The organism is Streptomyces sp. NBC_01276 (assembly GCF_041435355.1).
Lineage (GTDB): Bacteria > Actinomycetota > Actinomycetes > Streptomycetales > Streptomycetaceae > Streptomyces.
In genome coordinates, this window is record NZ_CP108442.1 from 2730001 (window position 1) to 2749268 (window position 19268).

Consider the following 19268-nt stretch of genomic DNA (forward strand, 5'->3'; position numbering starts at 1 on the left):
CTACTCGTACGCGGCCAGGTCGCCGATCGCCGAGAAACCGAGCCCGTACGCGCTCATCCCGCGTCCGTACGCGCCCAGGTGGACCCCGCTCCCGGTGGAGCCGGCCAGTACCCAGCCGAACTCCGACTCGCGGTAGTGGAAGGGCGTCGGCTGCCCGTCCACGGGCAGCGAGAGCGTCGACCAGTCCGGCCCCGCGAGGTCGTCGGCGAGGATCCACGCCGCCTCGGTCTGCTGGTCGAGCCAGTCGTCGCGCAGGGTGTGGTCCATCTGCTGCGGCCAGCTGTAGGCCAGCAGGCCGGAGCCGGCCAGCCAGGCCGCGGAGGAGACCGAGGTGGCCTCCAGGACGCCGGTGCCGTCGCCGCTGCGGCGCAGCGGGTTGCTGGCCACGGTGACCACCACCGCGAACCGCTCCTTCTCGCCGGTGGCGATCTCACCCCGGGCGGACGGCTCGTCGCCGTGGCCGGTCGATCCGTGCTCCACGGTGCCGTCCGCACCGGTGCCGACCTGCATGAGCCAGCGGGGGCCGGTGAAGGCGCCGTCCAGCCCGTACCAGGGGAAGTCGGCCTTCAGGTAGCCGGCGGCCGCCCGGCGGGCCGCCGGGACCGGCACGCCGGGCTCCGGTGGCTGCCCCGGGGTCGCTTCTTCGGTCTGCGGGGGCGCGGCGGGGGCTTCTGCGGGCTGCACGCCCACCCGGCTGCTGCTGCGCGTCGTCTCCATCTGGGCGGCCTCTCGTTCCGTGGGGTCCGGAACGGCCCTCCCCCTCGCTGCGCTGGGGGGACCCCCTCCCTCGGGCGTCTTCGGTCCGGACAGATGGAGGATAGCCATCCGGCCCCGGATCGACGGGCAGGCCGGGGCTCAGGTGGCGTCGGCGTCGAAGGGGGTGCGTGCCTCGGGGGCCGGGGCGGAAGGCTTCTTCAGCAGGTCGGGACCGGTGCCGACGGCGGGCGTGGCGGGGGCGGCCGGGGCGGCTGCCGCCTCCTTGCTGTTGACCGCGTCGGTGACGTCGTTGAGCTCCTTGCGCAGGTCGAAACTGCTGCGGATCTCCTTGAGGTCCTCGTTCTCGGTCAGCTGCTTGCGGATGAAGGTCTTCGGGTTCAGGTCCTCGAACTCGAAGTCCTTGAACTCCGGCCCCAGCTCCGAGCGGATGTCCTGCTTGGCGCTGTCGGAGAACGAGCGGAGCTTGCGGATCATGCCGGAGACGTCCTGGATCACCTTCGGCAGCTTGTCCGGGCCGAAGATGAGGATGGCGAGCACCACGATCGTGACCAGTTCGAGTGCGCCTATGTCGTTGAACACCTTGCCGCTCCTCGGCTCTCTCCACATCGGGCCCGGACAACGGTACCCGGCCTTCCTTGCGGGTCCCTACGTCGGTGCGGCCCTCTTCCCGGATTCACCCGGGCGTCATGCGGTATTCGTGTCAGGAACCGCTCGCCGAGCCGAGCTGCACTTCCAGCGTGCGCTCCGTGCCGTCGCGCAGCACGGTCAGGGTGAGGCGGTCCCCGGGGCGGTGGGCCCTGATCTTGATGATCAGCTCGTCCCCGCCGTGCACGCGGACCCCGTCGACCTTGGTGATCACGTCTGCGGCCTTGATCCCGGCGCGGGCTCCCGGGCCGTCGGCGACCACCGACGGCTTCCCGGCCTCGCCCTTGGAGTCCACACGCGCTCCGTCCCCCCTGTACTGCATGTCCAGGGTGACGCCGATGACGGGGTGGGTGGCGCGGCCGGTGCGGATGAGCTCCTCGGCGACCCGCTTCCCCTGGTTGACGGGGATGGCGAAGCCGAGGCCGATGCTGCCGCTCTGGCGGGTGCTGTCGCCGTCTTCGCCCTTGTCGGCGCCGCGGATCGCGCTGTTGATGCCGATGACGCGGGCGCGGGAGTCCAGGAGCGGGCCGCCGGAGTTGCCGGGGTTGATGGGGGCGTCGGTCTGGAGGGCGTCGACGTAGCTGATGTCGCTGCCGTCGCCCTTGTCGCCGCCCGCGGTGATGGGGCGTCCGGTGGCGCTGATGATGCCCGCCGTGACGGTGTTGGAGAGGTCGAAGGGGGCCCCGATGGCCACGACCGGGTCCCCGACCCGGACGTTCTCCGAGTTGCCCAGGGCCAGCGGGCGCAGGCCGCGCACGCCGGTCACCTTGACGACCGCCAGGTCGTAGCCGCCGTCTCGGCCGACCAGCTCGGCGGCGACGCTCTCGCCGGTGCTGAAGGTGACCGTTATGTTCTTGGCGTCGGCGACGACGTGGTTGTTCGTCAGGATGTGGCCCTGCTCGTCCAGGACGAAACCGGTCCCGGTGCCGCCGCCGCCGCTGCCGCTGACGTGCAGGGTGACCACGCCGGGCAGGGCCGTGGCCGCGATGCCCGCCACGCTCTCCGGGGCCCGGTCCTTGTGGTCGACGGCGGACTGCGGGAGCTCCAGGCGGGTGCCGGTGCGCCGCTCGGCGAGGATGCCGAGGTAGCCGCCGACGCCCCCGGCGAGGAGGGCGATCACCGCGCCGAAGACCACCAGCCGCAGGATCCCGGGGGCACGGCGCGCCTGCCCGTGGTCCACCACCTGGAGGGGCCGGTCGGCCCAGGGGTCGTAGCGCGGTGCGGGGTCGGCGTCCGGCTCCCCGGGCCCGGGGAGCGTCGCGAAGTCCGCCTCGGATGACGGTGCCTGCGGGGCGGGGCCGTCCACCGGAGCGGACGGCGCCGGGTCGGCGGGCCGGCTCCACCAGGACGGAACCGGACCGCTCCGCTGACTGTCGCGACTGTCGGACATGAACGCTCCCCGCGGGCCTGGCGCACCGCACGGCGGCGCATCTGCCGGAGATTCAACCAGGTGCCGCGCGCCGGCGGAGCCCCGGCTCCCGCCGGGGCTCCGCCGCGACCGCTCAGCGGGCGAGCGAGGCCGGGACGGCGGTCGCCGGGACCGCGGTCGCCGGGGCGCTGGGAGTCGGCGTGGGGAACTGTCCGGCCGGGCCCGGGCGGGGGACGCCGCCGGGGCTGGGCAGCCGGTCGCGCACGAAGGCGTCGGTCAGCGGGACCGACGGGCCGGGGCGGGTGGCGGGGGCGTCGCCCCGCACGTTCGGCTCGACCGAGTCCAGCGGCAGCGACCCCCCGAGCGCGATCGCGGCCAGCGACACGGCTCCCGCCGCGACGAAGGCGAAGCGGCGCCGGGGACGGCCGACCTCGTGGATGCGGAAACCCTCGCGCGGGGCGGCCGGGGCGGCGTACCCGAACGAGGCGAAGGGATCGGCACCCGGCGAACCGGCGCCCAGCGGACCACCCGGGCCACCGCCCGGCGGCCCGGCGGCCCCGTCGGGACCTCCGCCCGGCAGGCCCTGCAGGCGCGCCAGCAGTCCGGCGGACAGGGGCGGCGGGGCGCTCTCCACGAACAGGGTCTTCAGCCGGCGCTGCGCGTCGGCCTCGGCCTTGCACTTGGCGCAGGTCGCCAGGTGCGCCAGCACCCGCTCGCGCGCATCGTGCTTCAACTCCCCGTCCACCAGGGCGGCGAGCCGGTCGCCCAGGTGCTGCTCGGCGGGGGACGGACTGACTCCGCTCACTCGGCTCCGCCCTCTCCCCCGGCGCCCGGGGCGCCCACCGCGACGCCCGCCAGGGCCCGCTGCTCGGCACGGGCCTCGGGAGACCGGTGCTTGAGCGCCTTGCGCAGGTGCGAACGGCCGCGGTGGATGCGGCTGCGGACGGTACCGAGCTTCACGCCGAGGGTGGCGGCGATCTCCTCGTACGACAGGCCCTCGATGTCACACAGGACCACGGCCGCCCGGAACTCCGGGGCGAGGGTGTCCAGCGCCTGCTGCACGTCCGCGTCGAAGTGGGTGTCGTGGAGCACCTGCTGCGGGGACGGCTCCCTGCTCGGGAGCCGCTCGGCGGCGTCGTCGCCGAGGGCGTCGAAGCGGATCCGCTGCTTGCGGCGCACCATGTCCAGGAAGAGGTTCGTGGTGATGCGGTGCAGCCAGCCCTCGAAGGTGCCGGGCGTGTACGTGGACAGCGAGCGGAAGACGCGGACGAAGACCTCCTGCGTCAGGTCCTCCGCGTCGTGCTGGTTGCCGGTGAGGCGGTAGGCGAGGCGGTAGACCCGCGCGCTGTGCGTGCTGACGATCTCCTCCCACGTGGGAGGGGTCCACGCCTGGGAGCCCGCATCGGCGGCAAAGGTTGCGGTGGTGGCGGTGTGGAAGCGGTCAGCAATGTCGGTCACGGATTTCGGCTCACCCGCCGACCAGAAGAGACGTCTCAGTACGCCTCCACGATCCACAGGCGCAGCCGCACCTCCCCTATCGGCTCTGGTGGTGTCCAGTGGAGCCCCTACCATAGCCACCCCTCCCGTCAGCTCTGGATAAGCATTTTTGCAGTAACTTTGCACGGGTCCTGGGTCCCGGGCCGCCGATCTGCCCGCTGCCGTCCCCTCTATCCCGCCTCTGCTACTCCCAACGCCCGGTCCCATCTGCGGGTTCCCGACGCCAGCGGATACAGTCACCGTTGCGCCAACTATGGGGACAGGAGAGGGTCATTAGCGGCAACCGGCAGACGAGCTGGGCGTTCGCCGACGCGTTTGTCGCCGAGGACGACGCTCTGCGATGGGCCCGCGACCGGTCCAGGGAAGCGGGCCTGCGGTCCGTCTCCCCCGGGACCGGGGCCGCGCTGCGCCTGCTGGCCGCCACCGCGGACGCCAAGGCGGTCGCCGAGATCGGCACCGGCACCGGTGTCTCCGGCATCCACCTGCTCCACGGGATGCGCCCCGACGGGGTCCTGACCACGGTGGATCCCGAGCCGGACCGGCAGGCCTTCGCCCGCCAGGCCTTCCGCGCCGCCGGCTTCGCGGGCAACCGCGCCCGGTTCATCCCGGGCCGCGCGCTCGACGTGCTGCCCAGGCTCGCCGACGGCGGCTACGACCTGGTCTTCTGCGACGGGGACCCCTCCGAGTCCCTCGACTACCTCGCGGAATCGTTGCGTCTGCTCCGCCCCGGCGGCCTGGTCTGCTTCGAGGGCGTCTTCTCCGACGGCCGTACGGTCGACTCCGCCGCCCAGCCGGTGGAGGTCATCCGGGTGCGCGAGCTGCTGCGCAGCGTCCGGGAGAGCCCGGCCCTGGAGGCGGCGCTCCTTCCGGTCGGCGACGGCCTCCTCTGCGCGGTCCGCCGCTGACCTTCGCCCCGGCACCACCGGCGGGCCCGCTCCGGGACGCCCCGCCCGCACCGCGGGCCGGCGGGGTCCGGCGCGTCGAAGGGCTCGTCGAGGGACGCGTCGAGGGGCCCGTCGGAGAAGGCCGGACGCAACACCGCCCCGGTCGCGCGGAGCGGCCGGGGCGGTGCAGAGATCAGATGGTGCCGACGCTTCAGCCGACGACCTTCTTCAGGGCGTCACCCAGGGCGTCCGCTTCGTCGGGAGTCAGCTCGACGACGAGCCGACCGCCGCCCTCAAGCGGTACGCGCATGACGATGCCCCGCCCCTCCTTGGTGACCTCGAGCGGGCCGTCGCCCGTCCGCGGCTTCATGGCCGCCATGCTCGTTCCCCTTCCTGAAACCAGCTCATCGTCAGCCGACGGCCCCGTTCAGGCGCCTAGTACCCGGCATCGAACACATTGCTTCCCAGCCATTATCCCGCATGTCAGGACCCGATGACCAACATCGGTCGGGAACGCTTGCGCAACGCGCTCGACCAAAACCACTCATTTCGGGGATCCGCCTGCGATACTTCGCCGCTGCTCCCGGCGGACGGGCTCCGCTTTGTTTGACGCACATCACATGCCCGCCCCCGGCCGCGTCCGCCATGCTGACCCTTGGACCGGCCGGTACCGGCCGGTAGCCAAGCCCGCGACGAAGGGGGACCCCCGCCATGGCCGACAGCGTGCTCTACGAAGTGACCGACGGACTAGCGACCGTCACGATCAACCGGCCCGACGCGATGAACGCCATGAACACGGAGACGAAGGTCGCCCTGCGCGACGCGCTCCGGGCGGCCGGCTCCGACACCGCGGTACGGGCGGTCCTGCTGACCGCCGCCGGGACCCGGGCCTTCTGCGTGGGCCAGGACCTCAAGGAGCACATCGGCAACCTCGCGGCGGACCGCGAGCACGGCTCCTCCCTGACGATGAGCACCGTCGCCGAGCACTACAACCCGATCGTGCGGGCCATCACCGAGATGCCCAAGCCGGTGGTGGCGGGCGTGAACGGGGTCGCGGCCGGGGCCGGCTTCGGCTTCGCGCTGGCGGCGGACTTCCGCGTCGTCGCGGACACGGCCTCCTTCAACACCTCCTTCGCCGGGGTGGCCCTGACCGCCGACTCCGGGGTCTCCTGGACCCTCCCCCGCCTGATCGGCGCCTCCCGCGCCTCCGATCTGCTCCTGTTCCCCCGCTCGGTGAAGGCGCAGGAGGCGTTCGAGCTGGGCATCGCGAACCGGCTCGTCCCGGCGGAGTCCCTCCACGCGGAGGCGGAGGCCGTCGCCCGTGCCCTCGCCGCGGGCCCCACGGTGGCCTACGCGGCCCTGAAGGAGTCCCTGGCGTACGGGGCCGCCGTCTCGCTCCCCGAGGCCCTGGAGCGCGAGGACGCGCTCCAGACCCGCGCGGGTGCCTCCGAGGACCACTCCATCGCCGTCCAGGCCTTCCTCGCCAAGCAGCCGCCGCGGTACCTGGGCCGCTGACCGCCGGCCCCACGGCGGCGGCCGGCTACGCCCCGCGGGAGACGCAGCCCGCGAGGTGGTCGTCGACCAGGCCGCACGCCTGCATCAGCGCGTAGGCGGTGGTCGGTCCGACGAACCGGATGCCCGCCTTCTTGAGCGCCTTGGCCAGGGCCGTGGACTCGGGGGTCACCGCCGGCACGTCGGCGGTGCTCTCCGGGGCCGGGCCCGGCTTCTCCGGGGCGTGGGACCAGATCAGCGCGTCCAGCTCCCCCGGCCGCCACCCGGCCAGGACCTTGGCGTTGGCGAGGGTGGCCTCGATCTTGGCCCGGTTGCGGATGATGCCCTCGTCGGCGAGGAGCCGTTCGGCGTCCCGGGGCCCGAAGCGGGCGACCGCCGCGATCTCGAAGTCCGCGAAGGCCTTACGGAACCCCTCGCGCCGGCGCAGGATCGTCAGCCAGGACAGCCCGGACTGGAAGGCCTCCAGGCACAGCCGCTCGTAGAGGGCGTCGTCCCCGTGCACCGGCTTGCCCCACTCGGTGTCGTGGTAGGCCACGTAGTCCTCCGTGGACAGCCCCCACGGGCAGCGCAGTCCGCCGTCGGGCCCGGCGACCGGGCCGCCGCCGCTCACCGGTCGTCCTTGGTGAGGTCGATCCGGCCGGCGGGCTCCGGGGCGCCGGCCGGCCCGTGCGGCGCGGCGGCGGCCGTCAGCTCGGCGATCCTGGCGTCCCGCTCGGCCAGCTCGGCCCCGAGCCGGTCCAGTACGTCGTCCACCTCGGCCATCCGGTAGCCGCGCGGTCCGACCGGCAGCCGCAGGGCTTCGATGTCGGCCCGCACCACCGGCCGGCTCTCCGGGAGCCCGTCGGCCACCCGGTCCGGTTCGGCGTCGGGCAGTACGGCTTCCGCGCCTCCGCCGACCACCGCGAGGGTGACCGCGGCCACGACCACGACCAGCGCGATCAGCAAGAACCAGAACACGATCAACTCCCCTGAGAGACTCCGGCCACCAGGTTAAGGTCGCAGACGAGGCGCGAGGGTCGCCGAAGGAGGAAAGAGCAGGATGCTGCGACTGGGCAGGCGCGAGTTCGACCCCCACGAGCCGGTGATCATGGCCATCGTGAACCGGACCCCGGACTCCTTCTACGACCAGGGCGCGACCTTCCGCGACGAGCCCGCGCTGGACCGCGTCGAGCGGGCCGTGGCCGAGGGCGCCGCGATCATCGACATCGGCGGGGTCAAGGCCGGTCCCGGCGAACACGTGGACGCCGCCGAGGAGGCCCGGCGCACGGTCGGCTTCGTCGCGGAGGTGCGCCGCCGCCACCCGGACGTGGTGATCAGCGTGGACACCTGGCGCCACGAGGTCGGCGAGGCCGTGTGCGAGGCCGGGGCGGACGTGCTGAACGACGCGTGGGGCGGGGTGGACCCCAGGCTGGCGGAGGTCGCCGCACGTCACGGGGCGGGCATCGTCTGCACCCACGCGGGCGGGGTCGAGCCGCGGACCCGGCCGCACCGGACCTCGTACGAGGACGTCATGGAGGACATCCTGCGCGTCACGGTCGGGCTCGCGGAGCGGGCGGCGGCGCTGGGCGTCCCCCGGGAGTCGATCATGATCGACCCGGGTCACGACTTCGGGAAGAACACCCGGCACTCGCTGGAGGCGACCCGCCGGCTGTCGGAGATGACCGACACCGGCTGGCCGGTGCTGGTCTCCCTGTCGAACAAGGACTTCGTCGGCGAGACCCTCGACAAGCCGGTCAAGGAACGCCTGCTGGGAACGCTGGCCACCACGGCCGTGTCGGCCTGGCTCGGCGCCCGGGTCTACCGCGTCCACGAGGTCGCGGAGACCAAGCAGGTCCTCGACATGGTGGCCTCGATCCAGGGCCACCGCCCGCCGGCCGTCGCCCGCCGCGGCCTGGCCTGAGGAAGGCCCGGCCCGGGGGCCGCCGCGGCCGGGCCGTCCCCGTGCGGTCTCCCGCCCGGGGACGGTTCGGGAGCTACTTCCCGACTTCCTTCGTCACCAGCGCGATCGCCTCGTCCACGTCGTCCGTGACGTGGAAGAGGTAGAGGTCCTTCTCCGAGGCCTTGCCCTGCGCGATGACCGTGTTGCGCAGCCAGTCGATCAGACCGCTCCAGTACTCCGTGCCGAACAGCACGATCGGGAACCGGGTGATCTTCTGGGTCTGCACCAGGGTCAGGGCCTCGAACATCTCGTCCAGCGTGCCGAGACCGCCCGGCAGCACCACGAACCCCTGGCTGTACTTCACGAACATCGTCTTGCGGACGAAGAAGTACCGGAAGTTCAGACCGAGATCGACGTGCTGGTTGAGCCCCTGCTCGAAGGGGAGCTCGATGCCCAGGCCGACGGAGATGCCGTTCGCCTCGCGGGCGCCCTTGTTGGCCGCCTCCATCGCACCGGGGCCGCCGCCGGTGATGACGGCGAAGCCGGCGTCCACGAGCGCGCGCCCGATCCGTACGCCCGCCTCGTACTCCGGCGAGCCCACCGGAGTACGGGCCGACCCGAACACGCTGATCGCGGGCGGCAGCTCGGCGAGCGTGCCGAAGCCCTCGATGAACTCCGACTGGATGCGCAGGACCCGCCAGGGATCGGTGTGCACCCACTCGGAGGGTCCGGCCGAGTCCAGCAGCCGCTGGTCCGTCGTACTGCCCGCCTGGACCTGTCCCCGCCTGCGCAGCACCGGCCCGAGCTGCTGCTCCTCCGGCTTGCGACGGGACGAACCTTCAGGGTTGCCCATGATGTGCTCCCTCCTGCTGATCGTTGGATCAGGTTAGGCGCACGAAGGTGAAGGGAGGTGGAATTCAGGAGGTCAGCCAGGCGCGGAGTCGTTCCTCGCAGTGCAGGATCGCCTTCGTCTCGACGCGTTCGTCGACCTTGTGGGCCAGCAGGGCGTCGCCCGGACCGTAGTTCACCGCCGGGACGCCGAGCGCGCTGAAGCGCGACACGTCCGTCCAGCCGAACTTGGGCATGGCGTGGCCTCCGACGGCCTCCATGAAGGCCGCGGCGGCCGGGTGGGAGAGGCCGGGGAGGGCGCCGGGGGACGAGTCGTCGACGACGAACTCGTCGATCCCGCAGTCGGCGAAGACCTCCCGTACGTGGGCCAGCGCGTCGGCCTCGCTGCGGTCGGGGGCGTAGCGGAAGTTCACCGTCACCGTGCAGCCGTCGGGGATGACGTTGTTGGCGACGCCGCCCTCGATCCGGACCGCGTTGAGGCCCTCGTGGAACTCCAGGCCGTCGATGACCGGCCTGCGGGGCTCGTACGCGGCCAGCTTCGCCAGGATCGGGCCCGCTGCGTGGATGGCGTTGGCGCCCATCCAGCTGCGGGCGGAGTGCGCGCGCTCGCCCTTGGTGCGGAGCAGGACGCGCAGGGTGCCCTGGCAGCCGCCCTCGACCTCGGCGTTGGAGGGCTCCAGCAGGACGGCGAAGTCGCCGGTCAGCCAGTCGGGGTGGGCCGCGGCGACCTTGCCGAGGCCGTTGAGGTCGGCGGCGACCTCTTCCTGGTCGTAGAAGACGAAGGTGAGGTCGCGGTTGGGCTCGGGGACGGTCGCCGCGATCCTCAGCTGCACGGCGACGCCGGACTTCATGTCCGTGGTGCCGCAGCCCCACAGGACGTCGTTCTCGTCCAGGCGGGACGGCACGTTGTCGGCGATCGGCACGGTGTCGAGGTGGCCGGCGAGTACGACGCGCTCGCCGCGGCCGAGGTGCGTACGGGCGACGACGTTGTTGCCGTGGCGGTCGACGGTCAGGTGCGCGAGGCCGCGCAGCGCGTTCTCCACGAGGTCGGCGAGTGCCTTCTCGTCGCCGCTCACGGATGGGATGTCGACGAGCCGGGCGGTCAGCTCGGCAGCGTCCAGGGTGAGGTCCAGCTCGGATTCGGACATGGACCCGACCCTAACGCCCCGGGATGCGCCGGAACGGGGTCCGTCCGGTCACTGGACGCGTCGAACGCCTCAAGTACGGTGGGCCGCGTGTCCGAGACCGATCGCTCCCGTCCCCGCCGCCGCAGGCCGCTCCGCGTGGCCCTGGGTCTGGCCGTCCTGCTCGCGGTGGCCGGGTACTTCGCCGCGCAGCGGTCCTCCACCGGTGGTGGCGCCCCGTACTGCACGGTCACGGCGACCGGGGCGGGCGCAGCCTCCCCGGGCACCGTGCAGACGTACGAGATGACTCCCGAACAGGCCGCCAACGCGGCGACCATAGCCGCCGTCGGGATCTCCAAGGGACTGCCGGACCGGGCGGTGACCATCGCGCTGGCGACCGCGATGCAGGAGTCGGCGCTGCGCAACCTCGACCACGGCGACCGGGACTCGCTGGGCCTGTTCCAGCAGCGGCCCTCGCAGGGCTGGGGCACCCCGCAGCAGATCATGGACCCGGTGTACTCGGCGGGGATCTTCTACGACCGGCTCGCCGAGATCAAGGGGTACACGCGGCTGCCGCTGACGGTGGCCGCGCAGAAGGTGCAGCTCAGCGGCTTCCCGCAGGCCTACGCGAAGCACGAGCCGGACGCCACGGTCCTGACGGCCGCCTTCGGCGAGAGCGGCACGCCGGCCACGTTGACCTGCTCGGGCCCGGCCCCGCAGCCGGGCGACCCCGAGAGGGTCCGCGCGGAGCTGACCCGGGCCTTCGGCAAGGAGGCCCTGGGCGGCGCCCACGGCGGCGCCACGGCGGGCCGCACGAGGCCGGGCACGGTCCCGGAGGCCGAGGTCTCCCTGCGGCTGCGGAAGGACGGCGGGCCGGGCGAGGCGCGCCGGGGCCGGGCGATGGCCCACTGGGCGGTGGCCCGTTCGAACGAGCTGGGGATCGCCCGGGTCTCGTACGGCACCTCCCGTTGGACGGCCGGCGACGAAGGGGGCGCCTGGCGCCCGCGGAGCGCGGGCGGGACGGACCCGTACGACCCGGCGCCGGACGAGGTGCGGATCTTCGTCGCCCGCCGGGGCTGACCCGGGGACCGCCCGTACGTACGGGACCTCACCCGTGCGGGGGTGGCCGGCCGGCCGGGCCGGGTGGCCCGGAAGCGGACGGAAGGCCTGGTGGGCGCGCATCCAATGCGTTTGTCGCGGAAGCCGATTAAACGATGCGTTACTGATCCTTTACCCGCCGGGTCCGCAACTCCACCCACCCCGGCAGCGGTTGTACACGGCGTACTCAGCCGCTACCGCTTAGGAGCATCATGTCCCTCCCCCTGACACGTCGGATCGCCCGCGCCGCGCTTCTCCTCGCAGCCGGAACCGCTCCCGTGGTCGGTGCGGCCGGCGCGGCCAGTGCCGCGGGCCTGGAGTCCGTGCCGCAGCTGGGCGCACTCACCGCGCCGGACGCCTCCGCCGCCACCGACGCGGCGGGCGCCGTGACCGGGGCCGTCCCCGCCGCCGCCACCGAGGCCGTCCCGGCCGCCGCCCCCGCCGCCGCCGTGGCGGACGGTGCCGGCGGGATGCTGGGCGGGCTGCCGGTGGCCGGGCAGCTGCCGGTCAAGGACCTTCCCGTGAAGGACCTGCCGGTGAAGGACCTGCCGGTCGGCCAGCTGCCGGTGAGCACCCTGCCCGTCGGTCAGCTGCCGCTCGGGGGCTGACCCGTACGGAACGCCGAAGGGGCCGGGAGTGAGCACTCCCGGCCCCTTCGGGCCGTCACGGGGCGGCGGCGCCTCAGCCCAGGCGCTTGACCGCGGCCTCGACCCGCTCGTCGGTGGCGGTGAAGGCCACGCGGACGAAGTTCGCGCCCGCCTCGCCGTAGAAGTCGCCGGGCGCGACCAGGATGCCGAGGCCGGCGAGGTGGGCGACGGTGTCCCAGCAGGGCTCGTCGCGGGTCACCCACAGGTAGAGGCTGGCCTCGCTGTGCTCGACCCGGAAGCCGTGCGCCTCCAGGGCCGTGCGCAGCGCCTCGCGGCGGGCGGCGTAGCGGCCGCGCTGCTCCTCGACGTGGGCGTCGTCGCCGAGCGCCGCGATGACGGCGGCCTGGACGGGGGCGGCGGTCATCATGCCGCCGTGCTTGCGGATCTCCAGCAGTTCGCCGAGTACGGCGGCGTCACCGGCGATGAACGCGGCCCGGTACCCGGCCAGGTTGGAGCGCTTGGAGAGCGAGTGGACGGCCACGACGCCCTCGTAGGAACCGCCGCAGACCTCGTCGTGCAGGACGGAGACGGGCTCGGCCTCCCAGCCGAGTTCCAGGTAGCACTCGTCGCTGAAGAGCAGGATGCCGTGCTCGCGCGCCCAGGCGACGATCCGGATCAGCTCCTCCTTGGAGAGGACCCTTCCGGTCGGGTTGGACGGGGAGTTGAGCCACAGGAGCTTCACGCCGGCCGGGTCGAGCTCGGTCGGGTCGTCGTAGACCACGGCCTCGGCGCCGCACAGCCGCGCGCCGACCTCGTACGTCGGGTAGGCCAGGCGCGGGTAGGCCACCTTGTCGCCGGCGCCGAGGCCCAGCTGGGTCGGCAGCCAGGCGACCAGTTCCTTGGAACCCACCACGGGCAGGACGTTGCGGTGCCCGGCGGCGCTCGCGCCGAGCCGGCCGCGGAGCCAGCCGGTGATGGCGTCGCGCAGGGCGGGCGTCCCCCATACCGTCGGGTAGCCCGGGGAGTCCGCGGCGCCGATCAGGGCGCGCTGGATCAGCTCCGGGACCGGGTCCACGGGCGTGCCGACGGAGAGGTCGACGATGCCGTCCGCATGGGCCGCCGCCGTGGCCTTGTACGGCTCCAGCTTGTCCCAGGGGAAGGCGGGAAGACGGTCGGATACTGCGGCCACGGTGGTCTCTGCTCTCTGTGGGTAGCGGGAAAACGGCTCGGTCCCGTGCGGCAGGAGTGCCGTACGGGACCGAGAGGCGCGTCTGCCGTGAACGGTCAGTGCTCGCCGTTGATGTCGGCAGGCAGTGCGGCGACGAAGGGGTGGTCCCGCTCGATCAGACCGAGCTTGGAGGCACCACCGGGCGAACCGAGCTCGTCGAAGAACTCGACGTTCGCCTTGTAGTAGTCCTTCCACTCCTCCGGGGTGTCATCTTCGTAGAAGATGGCCTCGACCGGACAGACCGGCTCACACGCGCCGCAGTCGACGCACTCGTCCGGGTGGATGTACAAGGACCGCTGGCCCTCGTAGATGCAGTCGACGGGGCATTCTTCGATGCATGCCTTGTCCTTGACGTCGACACAAGGCTCCGCGATGACGTAGGTCACGCTCTCGTTCCTCCTCGGTAGGGCTTTCCATTCGCGCGGGAGCGCGGCGTCGTCGATGCCCGCACCTAGTATCTCCGTTCCCGGGCACGATCCGAACAGGAGGGGCGGACAGAGCTGTGGAAATCACTGCCGGTGGGCTGCTGGAGATCCGTATCACCCCGGCTGACGTGGGTAAACGAGTCTCTGTACGACGGGTGGAGGGCGAGGCTGGGGTACCCCCTGTCTTCTCGGACGCCGTCGGCGTTCTCACATCCTGGAACGAGAGTGTGCTGACGATCACACGCAAGGACGGCGTGTCCGTCCGTATCCCGGAATCCTCGCTGGTAGCGGGCAAGGTCGTGCCCCCCGCGCCGGCCCGCCGGCGGGGTCCGGCGGCCTCCTTCGAGGAGCTCGCGAGGGTCACGGCGCGGGCCTGGCTGCCGCTGGAGAGCGAGCGGCTGGGCGAGTGGACCCTGCGGGCCGCCGAGGGGTTCACCCGGCGGGCCAACTCGGTCCTCCCGCTCGGCGATCCCGGGATACCCCTGGACGAAGCACTCGCGCGGGTGACGGCGTGGTACGCGGAGCGCGGGCTTCCGGCGTACGTGCAGGCGGCGACGGGCGCGGTCGGCACGCAGGAGCTGCTCTGCGCGGAGCTGGAGCGGCGGGGCTGGGTCAACGAGGTCTCCGCGGAGGTCCGGATCGGGGCGCTCGCGCCGGTCGGCGAGGCGGACGCGGACGAGTCGGCCTCGGCCGCGGTGACGCTGACGCGGACTCCGGACGAGGACTGGCTGGACCGCTACGGCAAGACCCGGGACCCGGGGCTGGTCCGGCGGATGCTGGTCGAGGGGCCGTCGGTGTGGTTCGCCTCGCTCGGCGGCGGCCGGGCCGTCGGGCGCATGGTGGTGGACGGGCGCTGGGCGGGCTTCGGCGCCGTGGCGGTCGACCCCGAACACCGGCGCCGGGGGCTCGCGACGGCCGTGATGGCGGTCCTGGCACGGCGGGCGCTGGAGGAGGGCGCGTCGGCCGCGTGGCTCCAGGTGGAGACCGACAACCCGGGGGCCCGCGCCCTCTACGACGGGATGGGCTTCGCCACCCACCACGCCTACCACCACTTCCGGGAGGGCGGCCGGTGAGCGCGGCGACGCGGGAGCTGTTCGCGGCGGAGGCCCGCGCCGAGCGGCCGGACCTGGCGCAGCTGTGCCTGCTGCTGGCGGCGGAGGCCGACCCGGAGCTCGACGAACGGGCCATGGACTGGGCGCAGATCGAGCTGGACCGGCTCGCGGGGATGCTTCCGTACGGGCTGCGGGGGGCGCGGGCGTGGGCCTCGGCGGTGACGGAGCTGCTCGGGGGCCGGATGGGCTTCCACGGCACCCCGGCCGACTACGACCGGCTGTCGTCCTCGCTGCTGCACGAGGTGCTGCGGCGTCGGCGGGGACTGCCGATCCTGCTGTCGGTGGTGTGGCTGGAGGTCGCCCGGCGGGCCGGGGCGCCGGTGTACGGGCTGGGGCTGCCGGGCCACTTCGTGATCGGCTTCGGGGATCCGGAGGAGGGGGTCGTCGTGGACCCGTTCTCCGGCGGGGCCTCGCTGGGCGCGGGCCCGGCGGAGCTGGCCGAGGGGCCGCGGACGCCGGCCCGGACCCTGGACATCGTGCTGCGGATCCTGAACAACATCCGGGCGTGGGCCTCCGCGCGGCCCGAGCAGTCGGGGGTCGCGCTGTGGGCGCTGGACCTGGCGCTGCTGCTGCCGTCGCATCCGGCGAGGTTGCGGTACGAGCGGGCGCGGCTGCTGGTGGAACGGGGGGCGTTCCGGGAGGGGGCGGGTGAGTTGGAGGCGTACGCGCTGGTGATGGACGCGGTGGACGTCGACGCTGCGGTCCGGATCAGGGCGGAGGCCGTCTCGGCCCGCGCCCTCCTGAACTGACCCTTCCCGGCGGCCTTCGGGGCGCGGGGGTCCGGGGGCGGAGCCCGCGGAGGGGCTTGGCTAGAGCCAGCCCTTTTCGCGGGCCACCCGCACCGCTTCGGCCCGGTTGCGGGCCGCGAGCTTCTGGATGGCCGTCGAGAGGTAGTTGCGGACCGTGCCCTGCGACAGGTTCAGGCGGGCCGCCAGTTCCGCGTTGGTCGCGCCGAACTCCGCCTCCCGCAGGACCTCCCGCTCGCGGTCCGTCAGCGGGTTCGCGCCCTCCGCCAGGGCCGCCGCGGCGAGGGTGGGGTCGATGACGCGCTCCCCCGCCAGGACCTTGCGCACCGCGTCGGCGAGCTGCGCGGCCGGGGCGTCCTTGACCAGGAAGGCGGAGGCACCCGCCTCCATCGCGCCGCGGAGGTAGCCGGGCCGGCCGAAGGTGGTCAGGACGACGATCTTGAGGGAGGGGTGGGACCGGCGGAGTTCCGCCGCGGCCTCGATGCCGGTCATGCCGGGCATCTCGATGTCCAGGAGCGCGACGTTCACGTCGTGGTTCCCGGCCGCGGCGACCACCTCGTCGCCCCGCGCGACCTGGGCCAGCACCTCGATGTCCGGCTCCAGCCCCAGCAGGGCGGCGAGGGCCTCGCGGACCATCGACTGGTCCTCGGCCAGCAGGATGCGGATGGGTGCGGCTGGGGTCATGAGGAGGATCCTAGGGGGACCCGGGCGCGCAGCCGGAAGCCGGTCTTGCCCGCGGGGCCCGCCGCCAGGGTGCCGCCGACGGCCTCCAGCCGTTCCGTCAGACCGGTCAGGCCGTTGCCGTGGGCGCTGGGGCCCCCGGCGCCGTCGTCGCGGACGGTCAGTTCCATGACCGGGCCCGCGAGCGTCTGGCAGGCCTCCAGGGTGACGGTGCACCGTTTGGCCCCGCTGTGCCGGACGACGTTGGTGACGGCCTCGCGCAGCGACCAGGCCAGGGCCGACTCCGTCTCCTCCTGGAGTTTCCCCGGAGCCTCGGTCGGCAGGTCGGCGGTCACCCCGGCGGCCGTCAGGGCCGTGCGGGCCCCGGCGAGTTCACCGGGGAGCGTGGGGCGCCGGTAGCCGCTGACGGCCTCCCGTACGTCGACCAGCGCCTGCCGGCAGACCTGCTCGATGTCCGCGACCTGCCGGGCGGCCCGGTCGGGGTGGTCCGGCAGCATCCGGCCCGCGAGTTCGCTCTTCAGCGTGATCAGCGAGAGGGAGTGGCCCAGCAGGTCGTGCAGGTCGCGGGCCATCCGCAGGCGTTCCTCGTTGGCCGCGAGCTGGGCCACGGTGGCGCGGGCCTCGCGCAGTTCCATGGTGGTGCGCAGCATCGCCCGGACGCCGACCATCGCGAATCCGCCCATCAGGGCCGGGAGCAGCAGACCCACCAGGTAGTGGTCGCCGTCGGGCACCAGGAGGGCCGTCGTGCTGAGCAGGGCGGTGGCGGCGGGAACGGTCCAGCGGGCGTACTCCCCGGGCAGGGCGGCGCCCGAGCAGATGGCCACGTAGACGAAGAGGACGAGCCATTCGCGGCCCAGGGCCAGCGACAGGACCGTGGCCAGGGCGGCGAGGACGCCGAGCGTGATCATGACCCGGCCCGGGAAGACCACGGGCCCGGCCCGCAGGACGAGGATCAGGTAGGCGACCACGAACGCGGCGAGGCCGAGGACACCGAGCGTGCGGGCCGCGGCGCCGTGTCCGCCGCGGACCAGGTCGATGACGGGGGCGCTGAGGTAGAAGAGCCACAGCCCCGTCCAGAACAGCTTCACGAGGTGCTGGCGGCGGCTCCCGGGCGGGATCCCGATCCGGATCCCGCCCGTCGCCCGCGTCGTGTCGGCGTCGTCGTAGTCGTCGACCGTCACTGCCATCTCTGCGTCACGCCTTCAGCGAGTCCTTGCGGTACAGCCAGGCGGCCGCACCGGTGAAGAGTACGAAGTACCCGGCGAGGATCGCCACGTCCTTGACGTGCGGTGCGCCGCCCAGCTCGATCGCCTGGCCGAGGCCCGCGTAGGCGTGGGTGGGCAGCCACTCGCAGATGGTCTGGAGCCACTGCGGGAAGGCGGCGGTGGGCATCCACAGGCCGCCGAGGATCGAGAGGCCGAAGTAGAGCAGCATCGTGATGGGGCGGACGTTGTCCCCGCTGGCGCAGTAGCCGATGGCCACGCCCAGCGCGGCGAAGACCAGGCTGCCGGCCCAGATCGCGACGGTGAGGGCGAGCCACTGCCAGACCTCGAACCGGACGTCCTTGGCGAAGGCGGCCACCGCGAAGACGACCAGGATGGCGGGCAGGGAGAGCACGCCCGCGCTGGCGGTCTTGGCGAGGACGTAGCCGCGGCCGGGCAGGGCGGTCAGGCGCAGCTGGCGGACCCAGCCCTTCTCCCGCTCCTTGGCGATGCGTTCGCTGTTGCCCACCAGGACGGCGGTCAGCGCGCCGAAGGAGGCCATGGCGACCATGTAGAAGGCGGGCATCGTCAGTTCGGTGCCCATGACCTTGGTCGTGCCGCTCAGGGTGCCGCCGAGCATCAGGAAGAGGGCGGCCGGGTACATCACGGTGAAGAACAGGTACTTCTTGTTGCGCAGGGCGCGGATGACCTCCAGCTTGATCAGCTGGTACGTTCCGGCGTTCATCGGTTGGCCTCCTCGGCCTCGGTGAGGGCGATGAAGGCCTGCTCCAGGCCGAGGCCCGCGACCTCCAGGTTCCTGGGGTAGAGGCCGAGCGCGTACACGGCGTGCACGGTCGCGTCGGCGTCGCTCGACTGGAGCTTGACGGTGGTGCCGTGCAGCTCGAAGCCCGTCAGGGCGGGCAGGGCGCGCAGCACCTGCTCGTCGACGGTGCCGTCGAGGTCGAAGGCGACCCGGCGGGCGCCGGCCTTCGCCTTGATCTCGGCGGCGCTGCCGTCGGCGAGGAGCCGGCCCTTGTTGAGGACCAGCACCCGGTCGGCGATGGCGTCCGCCTCTTCCAGGTAGTGGGTGGCGAACAGGACCGTGCGGCCCTGGGCGGCCTGTTCCCGCATGGTGGCCCAGAAGGCCTGGCGGGCGGTGACGTCCATGCCGGTGGTGGGTTCGTCGAGGACGATCAGGTCGTTGTGGCCCGCGGTGGCGAGGGCGAAGCGGACGCGCTGCTCCTGGCCGCCGGAGAGCTTGTTGACCATGCGGGAGGCGATCTCGGTGATACCGGCGCGGTGCAGGACCTCGTCCACGGGGTGCGGGCGGGGGTGCAGGGAGCAGCCGAGGGCGACGAGTTCGCGGACGGACACCTCCTCCATGAGGCCGCCGCTCTGGAGCATCGCGCCGACCCGGCCGGCCGCGACGGCCTCGCGGGCGGTGCCGCCGAAGAGCCGGACCTCGCCGGAGTCCGCCGGGCGCAGCCCGAGGAGGAGGTCGAGGGTGGAGGACTTGCCGGCCCCGTTGGGGCCGAGGAGTGCGACGGTCTCACCCGGGTGGAGTTCCAGGGAGAGGCCGTCGACCGCGCGGACCTGGCCGTAGCTCTTGGTCACGTTCTGGAAGCTCACCACCGGGCCGGCCGTGGTGGCCGGTCCCGCGGAGTGCGCCGGGGTCGTCGTCGTCATGGACCGAGGATCGCCCGTACGGGGGTG

The 19268-nt window shown here is 73.2% G+C and carries 23 protein-coding genes; 7 read left to right on the top strand and 16 right to left on the bottom strand.

The genetic code is table 11. The annotated features are described in order from the left end of the window. The 5 genes from OG295_RS11555 to sigE all read right to left on the bottom strand — a co-directional run bounded on the left by OG295_RS11555 (position 1) and on the right by sigE (position 4303). Positions 1-717, bottom strand: coding sequence for a hypothetical protein (locus tag OG295_RS11555; protein ID WP_371676791.1), 717 nt, complete (start codon positions 715-717; stop codon positions 1-3). 138 nt (positions 718-855) lie between these two features. Further along, positions 856-1296 (bottom strand): sec-independent translocase, encoded by a 441-nt coding sequence (locus OG295_RS11560; RefSeq protein WP_371676792.1) that lies wholly within the window; start codon positions 1294-1296, stop codon positions 856-858. Positions 1297-1417: 121 nt separating this feature from the next. Next, positions 1418-2752, bottom strand: coding sequence for a S1C family serine protease (locus OG295_RS11565; RefSeq protein WP_371676793.1), 1335 nt, complete (start codon positions 2750-2752; stop codon positions 1418-1420). 112 nt (positions 2753-2864) lie between these two features. Beyond that, a complete protein-coding gene (locus OG295_RS11570) occupies positions 2865-3536 on the bottom strand; it encodes a zf-HC2 domain-containing protein (protein WP_371676794.1) in 672 nt (223 codons plus the stop codon). Continuing rightward, positions 3533-4303 carry an RNA polymerase sigma factor SigE gene (sigE, locus tag OG295_RS11575; RefSeq protein WP_371676795.1) on the bottom strand — a complete coding sequence of 257 codons (771 nt, stop codon included), beginning with the start codon at positions 4301-4303 and terminating at the stop codon, positions 3533-3535. Before sigE ends, OG295_RS11570 begins: the two co-directional genes overlap by 4 nt. 167 nt (positions 4304-4470) lie before the next feature. On the opposite strand from sigE, the gene OG295_RS11580 reads away from it, so the two are divergent. Beyond that, the gene (locus OG295_RS11580) at positions 4471-5133 is read left to right on the top strand and encodes an O-methyltransferase (RefSeq protein ID WP_030226024.1); all 663 of its coding nucleotides are present in this window, start codon (positions 4471-4473) and stop codon (positions 5131-5133) included. A gap of 190 nt (positions 5134-5323) precedes the next feature. On the opposite strand, the gene OG295_RS11585 is transcribed toward OG295_RS11580, so the two are convergent. Continuing rightward, the gene (locus OG295_RS11585) at positions 5324-5491 is read right to left on the bottom strand and encodes a DUF3117 domain-containing protein (RefSeq protein ID WP_003966491.1); all 168 of its coding nucleotides are present in this window, start codon (positions 5489-5491) and stop codon (positions 5324-5326) included. 332 nt (positions 5492-5823) lie between these two features. Between OG295_RS11585 and OG295_RS11590 the strand changes: the two genes are divergently transcribed. Then, positions 5824-6627 carry an enoyl-CoA hydratase/isomerase family protein gene (locus OG295_RS11590; protein ID WP_371676796.1) on the top strand — a complete coding sequence of 268 codons (804 nt, stop codon included), beginning with the start codon at positions 5824-5826 and terminating at the stop codon, positions 6625-6627. A gap of 25 nt (positions 6628-6652) precedes the next feature. Here the strand turns inward: OG295_RS11590 and OG295_RS11595 are convergent, their stop codons facing one another. Both OG295_RS11595 and OG295_RS11600 read right to left on the bottom strand, forming a co-directional pair. Then, positions 6653-7234 (bottom strand): DNA-3-methyladenine glycosylase I, encoded by a 582-nt coding sequence (locus OG295_RS11595; protein ID WP_371676797.1) that lies wholly within the window; start codon positions 7232-7234, stop codon positions 6653-6655. Next, complete coding sequence (locus OG295_RS11600; protein ID WP_371676798.1) at positions 7231-7581, bottom strand: DivIVA domain-containing protein; 351 nt, start codon at positions 7579-7581, stop codon at positions 7231-7233. Before OG295_RS11600 ends, OG295_RS11595 begins: the two co-directional genes overlap by 4 nt. Before the next feature lie 82 nt (positions 7582-7663). Here OG295_RS11600 and folP point away from each other — a divergent pair, with 82 nt between their 5' ends. Then, positions 7664-8524: a dihydropteroate synthase gene (folP, locus tag OG295_RS11605; RefSeq protein ID WP_371676799.1), complete on the top strand. Its 861-nt coding sequence runs from the start codon at positions 7664-7666 to the stop codon at positions 8522-8524. Between the two features lie 73 nt (positions 8525-8597). Here the strand turns inward: folP and OG295_RS11610 are convergent, their stop codons facing one another. Beyond that, entirely contained in the window at positions 8598-9356 is a 759-nt protein-coding gene (locus OG295_RS11610) for a TIGR00730 family Rossman fold protein (RefSeq protein WP_371676800.1), read from the bottom strand. Positions 9357-9420: 64 nt separating this feature from the next. Next, positions 9421-10500: a succinyl-diaminopimelate desuccinylase gene (gene dapE, locus OG295_RS11615; RefSeq protein WP_266842067.1), complete on the bottom strand. Its 1080-nt coding sequence runs from the start codon at positions 10498-10500 to the stop codon at positions 9421-9423. Between the two features lie 78 nt (positions 10501-10578). On the opposite strand from dapE, the gene OG295_RS11620 reads away from it, so the two are divergent. Beyond that, a complete protein-coding gene (locus OG295_RS11620) occupies positions 10579-11556 on the top strand; it encodes a hypothetical protein (RefSeq protein ID WP_371676801.1) in 978 nt (325 codons plus the stop codon). 230 nt (positions 11557-11786) lie between these two features. Continuing rightward, positions 11787-12182, top strand: a complete 396-nt coding sequence (locus tag OG295_RS11625) for an ATP-binding protein (RefSeq protein WP_371676802.1) — start codon at positions 11787-11789, stop codon at positions 12180-12182. A 73-nt stretch (positions 12183-12255) separates the two neighbouring features. Here OG295_RS11625 and dapC read toward each other — a convergent pair whose 3' ends face one another. Next, positions 12256-13350, bottom strand: a complete 1095-nt coding sequence (dapC, locus tag OG295_RS11630) for a succinyldiaminopimelate transaminase (protein WP_371676803.1) — start codon at positions 13348-13350, stop codon at positions 12256-12258. A gap of 95 nt (positions 13351-13445) precedes the next feature. After that, complete coding sequence (gene fdxA, locus OG295_RS11635; protein ID WP_030226044.1) at positions 13446-13775, bottom strand: ferredoxin; 330 nt, start codon at positions 13773-13775, stop codon at positions 13446-13448. A 116-nt stretch (positions 13776-13891) separates the two neighbouring features. On the opposite strand from fdxA, the gene OG295_RS11640 reads away from it, so the two are divergent. Together OG295_RS11640 and OG295_RS11645 are read left to right on the top strand one after the other, a co-directional pair. Beyond that, on the top strand, positions 13892-14887 hold the full coding sequence (locus tag OG295_RS11640; protein WP_371676804.1) for a GNAT family N-acetyltransferase: 996 nt from the start codon (positions 13892-13894) through the stop codon (positions 14885-14887). Continuing rightward, positions 14884-15675, top strand: a complete 792-nt coding sequence (locus tag OG295_RS11645; protein WP_371676805.1) for a transglutaminase-like domain-containing protein — start codon at positions 14884-14886, stop codon at positions 15673-15675. Before OG295_RS11640 ends, OG295_RS11645 begins: the two co-directional genes overlap by 4 nt. A 60-nt stretch (positions 15676-15735) precedes the next feature. Here the strand turns inward: OG295_RS11645 and OG295_RS11650 are convergent, their stop codons facing one another. The 4 genes from OG295_RS11650 to OG295_RS11665 are packed head-to-tail and all read right to left on the bottom strand — an operon-like array spanning position 15736 to position 19241. Further along, complete coding sequence (locus OG295_RS11650; RefSeq protein ID WP_371676806.1) at positions 15736-16356, bottom strand: response regulator transcription factor; 621 nt, start codon at positions 16354-16356, stop codon at positions 15736-15738. Further along, complete coding sequence (locus tag OG295_RS11655; protein WP_371676807.1) at positions 16353-17540, bottom strand: sensor histidine kinase; 1188 nt, start codon at positions 17538-17540, stop codon at positions 16353-16355. The genes OG295_RS11650 and OG295_RS11655 overlap by 4 nt, the downstream gene beginning before the upstream one ends. A 7-nt stretch (positions 17541-17547) precedes the next feature. Next, on the bottom strand, positions 17548-18300 hold the full coding sequence (locus OG295_RS11660; protein WP_371676808.1) for an ABC transporter permease: 753 nt from the start codon (positions 18298-18300) through the stop codon (positions 17548-17550). Continuing rightward, complete coding sequence (locus OG295_RS11665; RefSeq protein ID WP_371676809.1) at positions 18297-19241, bottom strand: ABC transporter ATP-binding protein; 945 nt, start codon at positions 19239-19241, stop codon at positions 18297-18299. Before OG295_RS11665 ends, OG295_RS11660 begins: the two co-directional genes overlap by 4 nt. Positions 19242-19268: the final 27 nt, after the last annotated feature.